Origin of the sequence: Novacetimonas pomaceti (assembly GCF_003207955.1) — a bacterium.
Classification (GTDB): domain Bacteria; phylum Pseudomonadota; class Alphaproteobacteria; order Acetobacterales; family Acetobacteraceae; genus Novacetimonas; species Novacetimonas pomaceti.
On sequence record NZ_NOXG01000001.1, the window covers coordinates 153572 to 166936 of the forward strand.

10 protein-coding genes are annotated in these 13365 nt (G+C 66.4%); 4 read left to right on the forward strand and 6 right to left on the reverse strand.

What is annotated here, in order from left to right; genetic code table 11:
- Positions 1-7 precede the first annotated feature (7 nt).
- Both CFR71_RS00730 and CFR71_RS00735 read right to left on the reverse strand, forming a co-directional pair.
- On the reverse strand, positions 8-1231 hold the full coding sequence (locus tag CFR71_RS00730; RefSeq protein ID WP_110525759.1) for an MdtA/MuxA family multidrug efflux RND transporter periplasmic adaptor subunit: 1224 nt from the start codon (positions 1229-1231) through the stop codon (positions 8-10).
- 180 nt (positions 1232-1411) lie between these two features.
- A complete protein-coding gene (locus CFR71_RS00735) occupies positions 1412-2881 on the reverse strand; it encodes an MFS transporter (protein WP_110526555.1) in 1470 nt (489 codons plus the stop codon).
- 116 nt (positions 2882-2997) lie between these two features.
- Between CFR71_RS00735 and CFR71_RS00740 the strand changes: the two genes are divergently transcribed.
- The 4 genes from CFR71_RS00740 (at position 2998) to CFR71_RS00755 (ending at position 6505) form a co-directional block, all read left to right on the forward strand.
- Complete coding sequence (locus tag CFR71_RS00740; RefSeq protein ID WP_110525762.1) at positions 2998-3300, forward strand: CsbD family protein; 303 nt, start codon at positions 2998-3000, stop codon at positions 3298-3300.
- Between the two features lie 160 nt (positions 3301-3460).
- Positions 3461-4111, forward strand: coding sequence for a ribonuclease HII (locus tag CFR71_RS00745; RefSeq protein ID WP_110525766.1), 651 nt, complete (start codon positions 3461-3463; stop codon positions 4109-4111).
- 7 nt (positions 4112-4118) lie between these two features.
- Complete coding sequence (locus CFR71_RS00750) at positions 4119-5228, forward strand: site-specific DNA-methyltransferase (RefSeq protein WP_110525769.1); 1110 nt, start codon at positions 4119-4121, stop codon at positions 5226-5228.
- 23 nt (positions 5229-5251) lie between these two features.
- The gene (locus CFR71_RS00755; RefSeq protein ID WP_110525772.1) at positions 5252-6505 is read left to right on the forward strand and encodes a DNA adenine methylase; all 1254 of its coding nucleotides are present in this window, start codon (positions 5252-5254) and stop codon (positions 6503-6505) included.
- A 192-nt stretch (positions 6506-6697) separates the two neighbouring features.
- Here the strand turns inward: CFR71_RS00755 and CFR71_RS00760 are convergent, their stop codons facing one another.
- From CFR71_RS00760 to CFR71_RS00775, 4 genes are all read right to left on the reverse strand, one after another.
- Positions 6698-7300, reverse strand: a complete 603-nt coding sequence (locus CFR71_RS00760) for an ankyrin repeat domain-containing protein (RefSeq protein ID WP_110525774.1) — start codon at positions 7298-7300, stop codon at positions 6698-6700.
- Between the two features lie 113 nt (positions 7301-7413).
- On the reverse strand, positions 7414-9549 hold the full coding sequence (locus CFR71_RS00765; RefSeq protein ID WP_110526557.1) for a glutamine amidotransferase: 2136 nt from the start codon (positions 9547-9549) through the stop codon (positions 7414-7416).
- Complete coding sequence (locus CFR71_RS00770) at positions 9549-12338, reverse strand: DUF4159 domain-containing protein (protein ID WP_110525777.1); 2790 nt, start codon at positions 12336-12338, stop codon at positions 9549-9551. Before CFR71_RS00770 ends, CFR71_RS00765 begins: the two co-directional genes overlap by 1 nt.
- A complete protein-coding gene (locus CFR71_RS00775; protein WP_239020212.1) occupies positions 12335-13282 on the reverse strand; it encodes a DUF58 domain-containing protein in 948 nt (315 codons plus the stop codon). The genes CFR71_RS00770 and CFR71_RS00775 overlap by 4 nt, the downstream gene beginning before the upstream one ends.
- Positions 13283-13365: the final 83 nt, after the last annotated feature.

Genomic DNA, 13365 nt, shown 5'->3' on the forward strand with positions numbered 1-13365 from the left:
GGCGGGATCATCCCTGCTTCGGCGCGGATTGGGCGTCGGCGGGCGTTTCGGCCGGGATGCTGACCTTTATCCCGCTGCGCAGGTGATCGACGCCATCGGTCACGACGGTTTCGCCCTCCTTCAGCCCCGATGACACGACCGTCATGCTGTCATTGGCGTGGCCGGTCTTCACGTCCCGGACATCGACGGTCCTGTCCGCCTTGACGACATAGACGAACTGCCCGTTGGGGCCGGTCTGCAACGCGTTCGTCGGCACCAGCAGGACGCCATGTTCCGTCGTCACCATCAGGTGCGCGTTGACGAACTGGTTGGGGAACAGCGTTTCCTCGTTGTTGGGGAAGATGGCGCGCATGCGCACGGTGCCGGTCGAGGTGTCGATCTGGCTGTCCAGCACGCTGACCTGCCCGTCGGCGATCTTGTGCTCGTTGCTGCTGTCCCAGGCCTCCACCGGCAGGGAGGCGCCGGCATGCAGGCGGTCCGCCACGGGGCCGATATCATTTTCCGGCAGCGTGAAAATGACCGAAATCGGCTGCATCTGCGTCAGGATCACCAGACCGTTCGTCTGTCCCGCGGTGATGTAGTTGCCCGCGTCCACCTGGCGGATGCCGACGCGACCATCCACGGGGGCGATGATGTGGCAGTACTGGATCTGGAGCTTTTCATTATCGACCATCGCCTGGTCGGCCTTGACCGTGCCCTCGTACTGTTCGACCAGGAACTGCTGGTCGCGCGCCGTCATGGCCGACACGCTGTTCTGCCGGATCAGGGTCTGGTAGCGCACGTTGTCCACCCGCGCCTTTTCCAGCTGCGCCTTGTCCTGCGCCAGCTGTCCCTCGTACTGCGCCAGCAGCACGTCATAGGGCCGCGTGTCCACAAGGGCGAGCAGGTCGCCCTTGTGGACATGCTGCCCTTCGGTGAACAGGACCTTCATCAGGTAGCCGTCGATGCGCGACTGTACCGTGACGTTGGTGATCGGCACGACAGTGCCCAGTTCCGTCAGCACGAACGGCATGTCGCCGGCATGCACGCTTGCAACGGCGACGGGCTGTGGCGCGTTGTTGGCGTCATGTTTCTTCCCGCCGCCACTGTGGGGACGCAGGAACGCAACCGCCAGCATGAGCGCGAATGCGCCAAGACCGCCCCATACAAGGAGATGCCTGCGCCGGGGAGGAGGGGTGGGGCTGCTGTTCGTGGGGGAAGGGGATGACGGGGACTGGGTTGGGGTATCCATGTTCAGGTCAGTTTTCCACCACAGGTTGCATTGCATCGACCACCGGAACAGGCCGTCTGCCGGGGAAGAATGGCATGCGGCGGTCAGGGTAACTTGGAAACGGCACAGGCATAAAGTATTGGAATGTAACGTCTCAAAGAATATATTTTTTGTTATAGAGATGAATGTTTCAGTGTCGATTTAAATTTTGGTATGGTTTGGGCTGCTTTGCCCGACCGTGGCATCGTGGCCGCTGATTTCCGCTCCGGCCCGGGGCGACAGGCGCGCCAGCAGCACCGATGCCGGCGCGCAGAGGATGCCCATCGTGACGAACGCCGCGCTGAAGGCGCCGCCCGTGGCTGATCCCGTGTCGCCGGCGGGAAACACCATCCGCGAAAGCGACAGCACGGCGGCGGCGACGCAGATGCCCAGTGACAGCGTCATCTGCTGCGCGGTGGAATAGAAGCTGGTCGCGGCACTCATCCGTTCCGGCGGCATGTCGGCATAGGCGATGGTGTTGTATCCCGTGAACTGCAGCGCCTGCGACATGCCCAGCCCGATCATGGCCACCACCAGCACCCATAATGACCAGTTCGCGCCAAACGCCGCGAGGAAACAGCACCCCGCGGGCAGCACGACCGCGTTGAGGACAAGGATGCGCCGGAATCCCCACTGCCGGTAAAGGCGCACGGCCAGCACCCGCATGCCAAGCGCGCCAAGCGGGGCGACAAAGGTGATGGTGCCGCTGCGTGCCGCGCTGAGGCCGAATTCCAGCTGCAGGAAAGAGGGGAGGAGGAACGCGATCGCCCCTGTCGCCAGGCGTGAAAACGCGCCGGCGCAGATCGACACGCGAAACGTGCTGACCCGCCACAGCGACAGGTCCAGGACCGGATGCGCGACATGGCGGGCATGGCGGGCATACGCCCAGAGGCACAGCATCCCCACGCTCACAAGGCCAAGCATCGCCCCCGCCGGCATCTGTCCATGGCTGGACAGTTCCGCCCCCAGCATCAGGGCGGCAAGGCCCGTGCCGGACAGCACGATCCCGCGCACGTCGAATGGCGCGACGTGGGGGGCGCGCACCTGCGGGATGAAAAGGCGCGTCATGACGATGGCGACCAGCCCCACCGGAATGTTGATGTAGAATATCCACCGCCATGACAGGTAGGTCGTCAGCGCCCCGCCGATCACGGGACCGGTCATCGGTCCCAGGGTCGCGGGCAGCATCATCCAGAACATCGCCCCGATCAGCGCGGATTTCGGCACGTTCTGCAGGATGACCAGACGCCCGACCGGCACCATCATCGCCCCGCCGATCCCCTGTAGCGCCCGGGCCAGCGCCAGCGTCCACAGGTCGGGGGCCATGCTGCACAGGATGGAACCCGCCATGAACACGATGATGGCCCATTGCAGCACGCGCCGCCCGCCAAAACGGTCCGCCATCGGGCCGGAGGCGGGAATGAAGATCGCAAGGCTGAGCATGTATGACGTCAGCGCGACGGCCGTGCGCGCCACATCGACGCCAAAGGTGCGCGCCATGGTGGGCAGCGCGGTCGTCAGCACCGTGCCGTCCATCTGTTCCATGAACAGGGTGCTGGCGACGATCAGGGCGACAATGCGCCGCCTGCCGGGCGGAATCACATCGGGGGAGGGAGGCTGGGTCGTTGGCATGGCGGTCGGCAATCAACGCATTATCATGCAAGATAGGCAACCGCCGAAGGGAACGCGATTCCCGACGACGCGTTGAATCGTGGACATATCGCACAGCAGAGGCAGGAGCATCGAATATGGCTGACATCAAGAACGAAGCCCTTGAAAACAAGGCAGAAGGACTGGTGGAGCAGGGCGTGGGCCGCATCAAGGACGCGGCCGGCGGCCTGACGGGGAATGTCGGCATGCAGGCGGAAGGAAAGGTCGATCAACTGTCCGGCATGGCGCGACAGGAATTCGCCGAACTCTATGAAGAGACCGAGGGCAAGCTGGAAAAGGCCGTCACCTTCGTGCGGGAACGTCCGCTGGCGTCGCTGGGCATTGCCGCGGCCATCGGAACCCTGCTGGCGCTTATGTTTGTGCCCCGTCGCAAAAGCTGAGGAAAGCTGTCGAGTCGCTTTTTTTTCATTTTAAGGGACTCGTTGATTCCAGAGCATCTTGCGCAACCGTACTTAAAAATGGTTTTCATCCCTTCAGAACGGAATTCGCATGCGAATCGGGCTGCGACAGCACGATCCGTAGCGAGTCGGGAAGGGGTGAATGCCAGATTACTCACGCGAGAAGGAACATGGCGGCAGGGTCGCGGGCGTGGACGAGGTCGGACGCGGCCCGCTTGCGGGACCGGTTGTCGCGGCGGCTGTCATGTTCCTGCGCGGCGTGCCCGACGATCTGGCCGGACGGCTGGATGATTCCAAGAAGTTGCGTCCCGCCCTGCGGGAACGGGCCTTTGCCGACCTTCACGCGTCCCCTTCCATCCTGATTGGCGTGGCCGCGGCGTCCGTTACGGAAATCGAACGCCACAACATCCTGCGGGCCGCCCACCTTGCGATGCAGCGCGCGGTCGCGCGCCTGTCGCGCCGTCCCGAACTCGTGCTTGTCGATGGCAATGCCGCGCCGGATTTCGGCTGCCCCGCGCAGTGCGTGGTGGGCGGCGATTCCCGATGCCTGTCGATTGCCGCGGCCTCCATCGTCGCCAAGGTCATACGCGACCGCCTGATGACGCGCCTTTCCCTGCGCTGGCCCGGCTATGGCTGGGAACGCAACGCCGGATATGGCACCCCCGCCCATCGCGCGGCACTGCGCGCGGGCGGCATCACGCCGCACCATCGCGCCGCCTTTGGCACCGTGCGTCAGCTTGTCCTGTCCACATCCCCCCACAGCCCTGAAAATGCGGAGCAGCCATCATGCTGACACACTCATGAGCGGAGCCGTCATGATGGAGCTGCCGCTGGACCAGATCCTGCGCGGCGACTGCGTGGAAATGATGCAGACCCTTCCCGGCGGGTCGATTGACTGCGTCTTTGCCGATCCCCCCTATAACCTGCAGTTGCGGGGGGAGTTGCGTCGCCCCGACGACAGCATCGTCGATGGCGTCGATGACGACTGGGACAAATTCGCCGACCTTCAGGCCTATGACCGTTTTACCCGCGCATGGCTGAGCGAGGCGCGGCGCGTCCTGCGCAAGGACGGGACCATCTGGGTCATCGGGTCGTATCACAACATCTTCCGCATCGGGGCGATCCTGCAGGATCTGGGGTTCTGGATCCTCAATGACGTGATCTGGCGCAAATCCAATCCCATGCCCAATTTTCGGGGGCGGCGCTTTACCAACGCGCATGAAACCCTGATATGGGCGGCGCGGGGACCCGACAGCCGCTATCGCTTCAATTACCAGGCGATGAAGGCGCTGAATGACGATGTGCAGATGCGCTCGGACTGGTACCTGCCCCTTTGCACCGGGGGGGAGCGCCTGCGCAATGAACACGGGCTGAAGCTGCATCCGACGCAGAAACCCGAAAGCCTGCTGCATCGCGTGCTCATCGCCTCGACCAATGTCGATGACGTGGTGCTGGATCCCTTTACCGGGACGGGGACGACGCCTGCGATGGCGCGCCGGCTGCGGCGTCGCTTCATCGGGATCGAACGCCACCCCGATTATGCTGAGGCCGCGATCGGGCGGGCGCGGCGTGAAAAGCCCGTGCCGCTGGACAGTGTGCTGACGACGCCGGCGCGGCGGGAATCACCGCGCATTCCGTTCGGTACACTGGTGGAACGTGGCATCCTGCCTGCCGGCACCATCCTGATGGACCGGCAGAAACGCGTGTTCGCCACCGTCGCCCCGGATGGCACGCTGATCAGCGGCGGGCATCGCGGATCGATTCACAAGCTGGGGGCCACCCTGACGAACGCGCCATCATGCAATGGCTGGACCTTCTGGTATTTCGAACGCGCGGGCGAACTGCAGCAGCTCGATATCCTGCGCAATGAACTGCGCGCCGAACAGGGGGGTGAGCAGGCCCGGGCGTAACCGCCCGGGGCCGGTGGCAGGCGATGGAATGGAACCGTACCGCGCATTCCGCGAACAGCACCGATAACTACCTGTTCAGCCAGCTGATCCCCTATATCGGCAACAAGCGCAAGCTGCTGCCCCTGATTGCACGCGCCATTGCCGCGACCGGCGAAAACCCGCGCGAGACGGACTTTGTCGACCTGTTTTCCGGAACCGGGGTTGTCGGCCGCATGGCCAAGAAGATGGGGTTCAGGGTCATTGCCAATGACTGGGAACCCTATGGCGAAATCCTCAACCTCTGCTACCTCGCGACGCAGGGGCCGCCGGTCTATTTCGACGGCGTGGCGTATGCGGATGTCATCGCGCGGCTCAATGCCCTGCCACCGGTGGACGGGTGGGTAACACGCCACCTGTGTCCCGATGATGACGTGGCCTATGACGTGGCGCGCGACCGCATGTTCTACATGCGCAAGAACGGGCGGCGGATCGACGCCATGCGCGAACAGATCGCACGGTGGGAGGACGCGGGGATGCTGTCGCCCACGCAGCGGGCCTGCCTGCTGGCGCCGCTGCTGTTCAGTGCCTGTTACAACAGCAATACCAGTGGCCTGTTCAAGGGATTTCACAATGGCTGGGGCGGGCAGACCGGCACCGCGCTTTACCGTATCGCGGGGGATCTGTGCCTGCGGCCCGCGATGTTCGTGGATAATGGCCGTGACAACGTGGTGCTGCGCGCCGACGCGCAGGAGGTTGCGCAGGACCTGGGCCGTTACCTGTCGCGGCCGGCCATCGCGTATATCGACCCGCCCTATAACCAGCATCCCTATGGCGCGAACTATCATGTCCTCAACAGCATCGCGTTATGGGACCGCCCGGCCCTTTCCCCCAAGATCAGCGGCAGGGACAAGGCTGCGATCCGGACCGACTGGCGCACCGTCCGGCGCAGCGCCTATAATTACCGCGACCGGGCGACGCGGGCCTATGCCCGGCTGCTCAATACCTTGCCGGTGCGCTGGATCGCCACCAGCTACAGCACGGATGGCATGATTGCGCTGCGCGACATGGTCGCGGCGAACCATGCGCTGGGGGAGGTTCGCGTTTTCAGCCGTGGCTACAAGCGTTACCGCGTCAGCAGCCAGCGCTTTTCACGCAAGCCGATGAACGTAGAATTCATCCTGCTGACCCGGGTTGGACAGGCATGCGCCCAGTCCGTCGACATGATTGTCGAGGAAATCAGGATGGCGGAGGCGCGGATACTCGCATCACATCCCGAAACCGCGACAGACCCCGTGTGACGGGACGCCGGAGGTCATGGGCTGCCTGAAAAGGCAGGTCCAGCAATGCCTTGGAATCATGAAAGTTTTTGGTGAAGCTTTTTTCAAAAAGCTTCGGACAACGCTGCTTTTAAAAAAGTGGCACCCGAAAACTTCTGTTATTTTCTACCAACAGGCAGTTTACGACCACCCGCCCCAGGGGGAAAGGCGTCCTCAGCTTCCCCCGAAGCCCAGAAAGCCTGCGGCCGGTTTCGCATGGCCGCCCGTCACGTCATAACGCGAGGAGACGCTTTTGACCCGTCCCGCCAGTGGCGGTGTGCGGACGCTATCGGCGGCTTCGTCCATTTCCGTATCCGCCGTGGAGCCGGAGGCGAAGTGCGGGTCGGAATCGGAGAACGTGCGCATCGACAGCAGCAGGAAGGTGATGTCGTTGCGGTTCAGGTCGATGGACATGTCCAGCGGGCTCTGGCCCAGCACGTTATGGGCCGTCATGTCGGCCCCCCGGTTCAGGGCTTCTTTCGCCGCGCCCAGACTGCCGCGATTGATCGCGTCGAACAGGGCGTCTGTCGGGTTCATGTCGCTGTTGGCGTGACCGCGCTCTTCTTCGGTCGATTCCGCGCCAGGCAGCGCGGAAGGCGGGGCCGCTGCCTTTGCCGCGCGCCGGGCCTCCGCCTTCTTGGCGGATTCCATGGCTTCGGCCTCGGCCTCCGCGTCTTCGGCATCCTGGGCGTGGGCTGCGTGCCATGGCACGATGGCAAGCGGGACGGCCGACAGGATGAACACCGCAAGAAGCCGGATACCAAGTCTGGAAATCATGTCGTGTCCCGTGAATGATGCTGCGCTTCATGCATGACGCAGGTTTGCATAACAATCCCTGGAGGGCACCAATATCGCACGGGGACGGGGGAACGCAAACCTTACTATCGCGTTCACCCGCGCCCTTCGCGCCACCAGCCGATCATCAGCATCGACATGACGAAAAGCAGCACGCCCCATGCCGGCAGCATGGCGTTTGCCTGCTGCCCGGTGACGACATGGGCATGGCGGGCGGGAAAATCAAACCGCGCGGGCGTCGAATGTGGCGCGCCATCAACCATGCGCATCGCCGGAAGCGACGGCGCGTCCGCCCTGTCGCCCAGCCAGTGCACGCCCCCGCCCGTCAGCGTCGCCAGCGGCTGCAGGCGGGTGGCGGTGGCACGCAGGTCGGCGAATTCCTCCGGATCGTCGGCGCGGGGCGCGGCGAACGCCTCGTGCCCGTCGCTGTCACGCACGCTCCAGATCCCGCTTTCATGGGCGGGAACATGGGCGGTGGTCATGCCCTTGGCGCCCGTGGGCGCAAGCGCGACCTGCCGGGTCGTGCCATCGGGGGCGGTGACGCGCACCTCGCCCGGCGGGGCGGGGACAAGGGTGCGGCGCGTGATGTTGAGCTGCCCGCCTGAAATATCGGCCTCAAGCTGGTTTTCCTCCAGCTCCGGCTCCTTCATCAGCCAGTGCGAAATGCGGCGCAGCAGTTCGGACTGCGGGCCGCCGCCACCTTCGCCATGTGACCACAGCCATGCCTGATCCGACATCAGGAAGGCCACGCGCCCCTTGTCCGCATGGTCCAGCACCAGCAGCGGCTGGTGGTCCGGCCCGGTCATCAGGACCTCGCCATTGACGGAATCCGATTTCAGGCTGCGATACCACGGTCCCCAGCCCGCGCCGTCAGCCGACGCCGGGGCGCCCGGCAGTTCGGCCGTCACGGGATGGCGCTGTCCCGTTTCCGTCAGCATGGGGCGGAAACGCTGTTCCACCACGCCATCGGTCGCGACATGGGCGGGCAGGATTTCGGACAGCGGCGTATCCTGCAGCGATCCGGGGCCGATGAACTCCGGCCCGCCGATCAGCAGCAGGCCGCCGCCCTCGCGCACGTGGTTCGCGATATTGCGCAGGTAGGCCTGCGGCAGGATGCCGTGGTTTTCAAACCCGTCGAGGATGATCAGGTCGAACTGCCCGATTTTCTGCTGGAACAGCTCGTTGACGGGAAAGGCGATCAGCGCGAGGTCCGACAGCGGGGTGCCGTCATCCTTGTCGGGCGGACGCAGGATGGTGAAGTGGACCAGATCGACCGAGGGATCGGCCTTCAGCAGCCGCCGCCACACCCGTTCCCCCTGGTTCGGCGTGCCGGAAACCAGCAGCACCCGCAGGCGGTCGCGCACGCCGTTGATGCGCACGATGTCCTCGTTATTGAGGGTGGAAGCCTCCCCCGGCAGTTCCGGCACCGACAGGCCCACCAGCATCGGCCCCGGATGGGTGACCGGCAGGGTAATGTCCTCGGGCTGTCCGATGCGTACGGTATGGCTGACGGGCTGCGCGCCGCCCTGCGTCAGGGTCAGTTCCGCCGTCGCCCCGCGCGCATCCGCCCGCCCGAGGTCGTCCACCTCCACCCGGATCGTCACGTCCTGTCCCACGATGCCATAGGGCGGGGCCTGCAGGATGCGCAGGCGGCGGTCGGTTTCCTCGCCCCGTCCCGTCAGCAGAACATGAAGCGGCAGGGTGATGCGATGGCCATCGGTGTCGGTCGGCGTCAGGATTTCGGGGGGCTGGGGCGGAATGTCATGCACCTGCCCGTCGGTAATCATCACCGCCCCGGCAAGGCGGGATGGCGGAATGTCCGACGCCGCCTGCGACAGGGCGGAAAACAGCCGCGTGCCGTCGTGGTGGGCGTCGCGCACGGTGATCGTGCGCGTACGCAGTCCCTCGATATGGCCGATTTCCTCCTGTACGCGCTCGGCGGCGCGATGGGCCATGACCGCGCGGTCGCGGATGGACATCGAAGCCGACTGGTCCACCACCACCAGCGCGGTCTGGGGCAGGGGACGCCAGCTTTCGCTCAGCCGCTGCGGGCCGCACAGCCATGCCAGAATCCCCGCGCCCGCCAGCACGCGCCAGACGGTCGCCCGCGTGCGGCGGATGATCCCTGCGATCCCCATCGCCACAAGGGCCGCCCCGAGCGCATAGAGCACCCATGCCGGCAGCAGAGGCTGAAAGCCGGTCATGTGATGCAGGCGGTCAAGTGAAGGCATCATTCCCCCAGGCGTTTCAGCAGGGCCGGGACATGGACCTGATCGGCCTTGTAATTCCCGGTCAGGGCATACAGCACGGCGTTGACGCCAAAGCGATAGGCCAGCGTCCGCTGTTCGGCGCCATCGGGCATGGTGGCATAGGGGGTGTTGCCACTGTCATCCACCGCCCATGCGTGGGCCCAGTCATTGCTGCCGATGATGACGGGGCTGACGCCGTCATTGGTGCTGTCGCCTTCCTGCGCGATCCACACGGGCATGCCGTCATACCGCCCCGGAAAGTCATGCAGCAGGTAGAATGTATGCGTCAGGACGTGATGATCGTCCAGCTTCGTCAGCGGGGGAATGTCCAGCCCCGCCGTCATGCGCCGCAGCGCCGCCGCCGTGCCGGGGGCGGAGCCGGTAAAGGCGTCGTCCTTTTCATCGCGCGGCGCGGTGGCCGGGTCCTGTCCCTGCGTGTCGATCATCAGGATGCCGCCATGGCGCATGTAGGCATTCAGCGCCGCCGTGCGCGCGGGCGACGTGGTGGCGTCCGCCGTCACCGGCCAGTAGATCATGGGGTAATAGGACAGGTCGTCGCGTTCGGGCACCAGCGCGTCGGGATGGCCCAGCACGGCGGAGGTCCGGGCGTTGACGTAATCCGACAGGCCCTGCAGCCCCTCGCGCGAGACGGTGTCGATATCGTCATGGCCGGTGACGATATAACCCAGCCGCGTCTCCAGCGCCGCGCCGGGGACATGCGCGTTGTGTTGCGCTGGTGCGTCGGTGGGGGGCATGTCGGCAGCCCGGCCCTGCGCGGGCATCGCGAGGGATGATGCGGCAGCCAGCACCAGCGCCAGGGCCGACACGCGCACCCGCCGCGAACGCAGCATGATCGCGATGACGCCATCCGCCAGGATCAGCACGAGCGCAAGCACCGCGAGGATCGGGCCAAGCGCGATATCAGGCATCTGCCCCCGCAGGTCCATCGCCGTGCCGATGGTGGGCTGCGGGGCCATCGGACCTGCCTCGTCCCCCACATTGAGCGCCCGGCGGGAGGCGCGCGGCCCGTAAAGGCCGGGCGGATGGATGGCGGACACCGCGACGTGCCCGAACGCATCCGCGCGCAGCGCCTGCGCCCCGGCCGGCGGCGGTCCTTCCACCCCCGCGCCGTCAAGCGTCAGGTAAGGCGAAAGCAGGCTCTGGTCCGCGGGGGTTTCGATCCCGACCGCCCGTTCGCCCAGCCGTTGCAGCATGCTGACGAACAGGCCCGACAGCGGCAGGTTGGACCAGTCCGCCGTGCTGGTGACATGGAACAGCACGACCTGTCCCGCCCCCAGCGCCGCATGCGTGACCAGCGGTGTCCCGTCCGTCAGCCGCGCCCATGTATGGGTGTCGAGGTCCGTGGCGGGACGCGCCAGCACCTGCCGCGATACGGTCACGTCGGAGGGAACCGGCAGGTCGTGGAAAGGCGACTGCGCGCCAAAGGGGGCAAGATGTTCCGGCTTGCTCCATGACATCGCGCCGCCCAGCACGCGTTCGGCATCCATCAGCCGCACCGGCAGCAGCGCATCGGCCTGCGCCCCCTGCGGGCCGGGCGAGGCGTCGATCCCCCCGCCCGACGCCGACTGCACCAGCAGCGGACCGGCAAAGCGGATCAGCATCCCGCCGCCACGCACCCAGTTTTCCACCTTGCGCCGCGCGTCGGGACTGCCCAGCGTCCCGTCCGGGGCGATCAGGATGGACAGGGGACGCGACAGCAGGCTGTCGAGCGATCCCTCGCGCAGTTCTGCGGTCGGGGCCAGCGCGCGGCGCAGGTAAAACAGGTTGCCCATCAGCGGCGTATCCGACGAACTGCCCGCGATCAGGCCGACCGGCCGCCTGCGGTCATTTTCATCAAGCAGCCTGATGCTGGCGGGACCGGCGATCGCGTCGATGTCGACATGGTCCAGCTGGTTGCGCAGTTCGGCGGGCAGGTCCATCCGGATGCCGGCCTGCGACGCGCCGGATGGCACCGTGACATGCAGCAGCTGCAGGGTGCTGTTGTCGATGGTCTGGGCCCGCACGTTCATTTCACGCGCGTGCGGCCGTGGCACCGTGCGGATGAGCAGCTCCAGCGCGGTGCCGTCGCCCCGGTCCGGCGCCAGCGTCACGATATCCGAATCCGGCAGGCGCAGGTCGCGCACCGTGCCGACGTCGCGCAATGCGGTGGCAAAGGCATCATCGTCGCGCGTCGCCATGCCGTCCGCCAGGTACAGCACGGGACCGTGCCATCCCTGCCGCGTCATGTCGCGCAGCGCCTGCGCCGCCGCCGCCCGGTCCACCCCCCATGGCTGTGGTTCGGAGGGATCGAGCATGGTGCGCAGCACGGCGGGGTTCTGCACGGGGCCAACGCGCACCGGCTCGTCCCCTGTCGGGGGTGCGGTCAGCAGCAGGCGCACCGAATGGCCGTTGCGCTCAAGGCGTTCGAGGATGCTGTCCACCGCCCGCAGGCGCTGCGTCCATCCGGGGGCCGCGGCCCAGCCATTGTCGATCACCAGCAGCGTGTCGGCAGAGGTCGCGATGCCCCCGCGATCGCGGGTGATGAATGGCTGCGCGCAGGCCCCGATCAGCAGCGTCACCGCAAGGCAGCGCAGCAGCAGCAGCCACGGCGGCGCGCGCGCGACATCGTCGTTGCGCGCCCCGAGGCCCAGCAGCAGGGTGACGGGGGGAAAGGACTGTTCGCGGGGGCGGGGCGGCAGCGCGCGCAGCAGCAGCCAGACAATCGGCAGCGCAAGGAGCGCCCACAGCACCCATGGCGTGGTCAGGATCATGGCCGCGTACCTCCGCCCGCCGGGCGCATGCCCGCCGCCAGCTGGTCATGCAGCGCCAGCAGGGCGCGTTCGGGCGGCAGGTCGGTGGTATGGGCGATCATGTCGTTGCCACCGGCGCGGCACAGGTCGGACATCTGCTGCTGATGCCGCGCGAAGGCCGCGCGATAGGCCGCCCGCAGGTCCGTCCCCGCCGACAGGGTGATGGAGGCCTCGTGCTCCAGCCCGCTGAAGCGCGTGCGCCCGGCATAGGGCAGGTCGCGTTCCGCCGGGTCCACGACCTCGATCAGGCTGGTGCGGACCTGTCGGGCCAGTGCCGCGCGCAGCAGGGCGGAAAATGCGTCCGGCGCGTACAGCCCGTCCCCCAGCAGGACAAGGCGCGCATTGCGGACAAGATGGGCGGTCGTCGGCAGCGTGGACGGGGGAGAGGGATGGCGCATGGCGTCAATCAGGATCGTGGCCATGCGTTCCAGCGCCCCCTGGCCCGAAATGCCGGTGGCCGTCATGCCGTCCGCGCTCAGCACCCGGACGCGTTCGCCCTGCCGCAGCACGATCGCCGCCGTCGCGAGCGCAAGCAGCAGCGCACGTTCCGCCTTGGTCGGCAGTGCCTCTGACGATCGCCAGAGCATCGAGGGGCTGTTATCGCACCATATGAAGATTGTCTGGGATGACTGCGCCTCGTTCTCGCGGACATAGGGCCGGTCGCTGCGCGCGGACTGCCGCCAGTCGATGCGTGTCGCGGCCTCGCCCGGCTGGGCGGGACGATACTGCCAGAAATTTTCCCCCGTCCCGGCGCGGCGGCGGGCATGGCCGCCCTGCTGGACCGTCTGCGCGATCCTTTGCGCCGCGATGATCAGGGCGGGCATGCGCGCCGCCAGCGCACGGGCCAGCGCGGGGCCTTCGTGCGGGCGCATCGCGCCGGACATCGCTGCGGACGTCGCGGACATGGCGGCGGCCGGCCGTTTTACGCCCGCGGGAGCGTCCGCGCGCGAAAACAGGCGTCTGACAAAGGCGGGCACGGACATGCGAT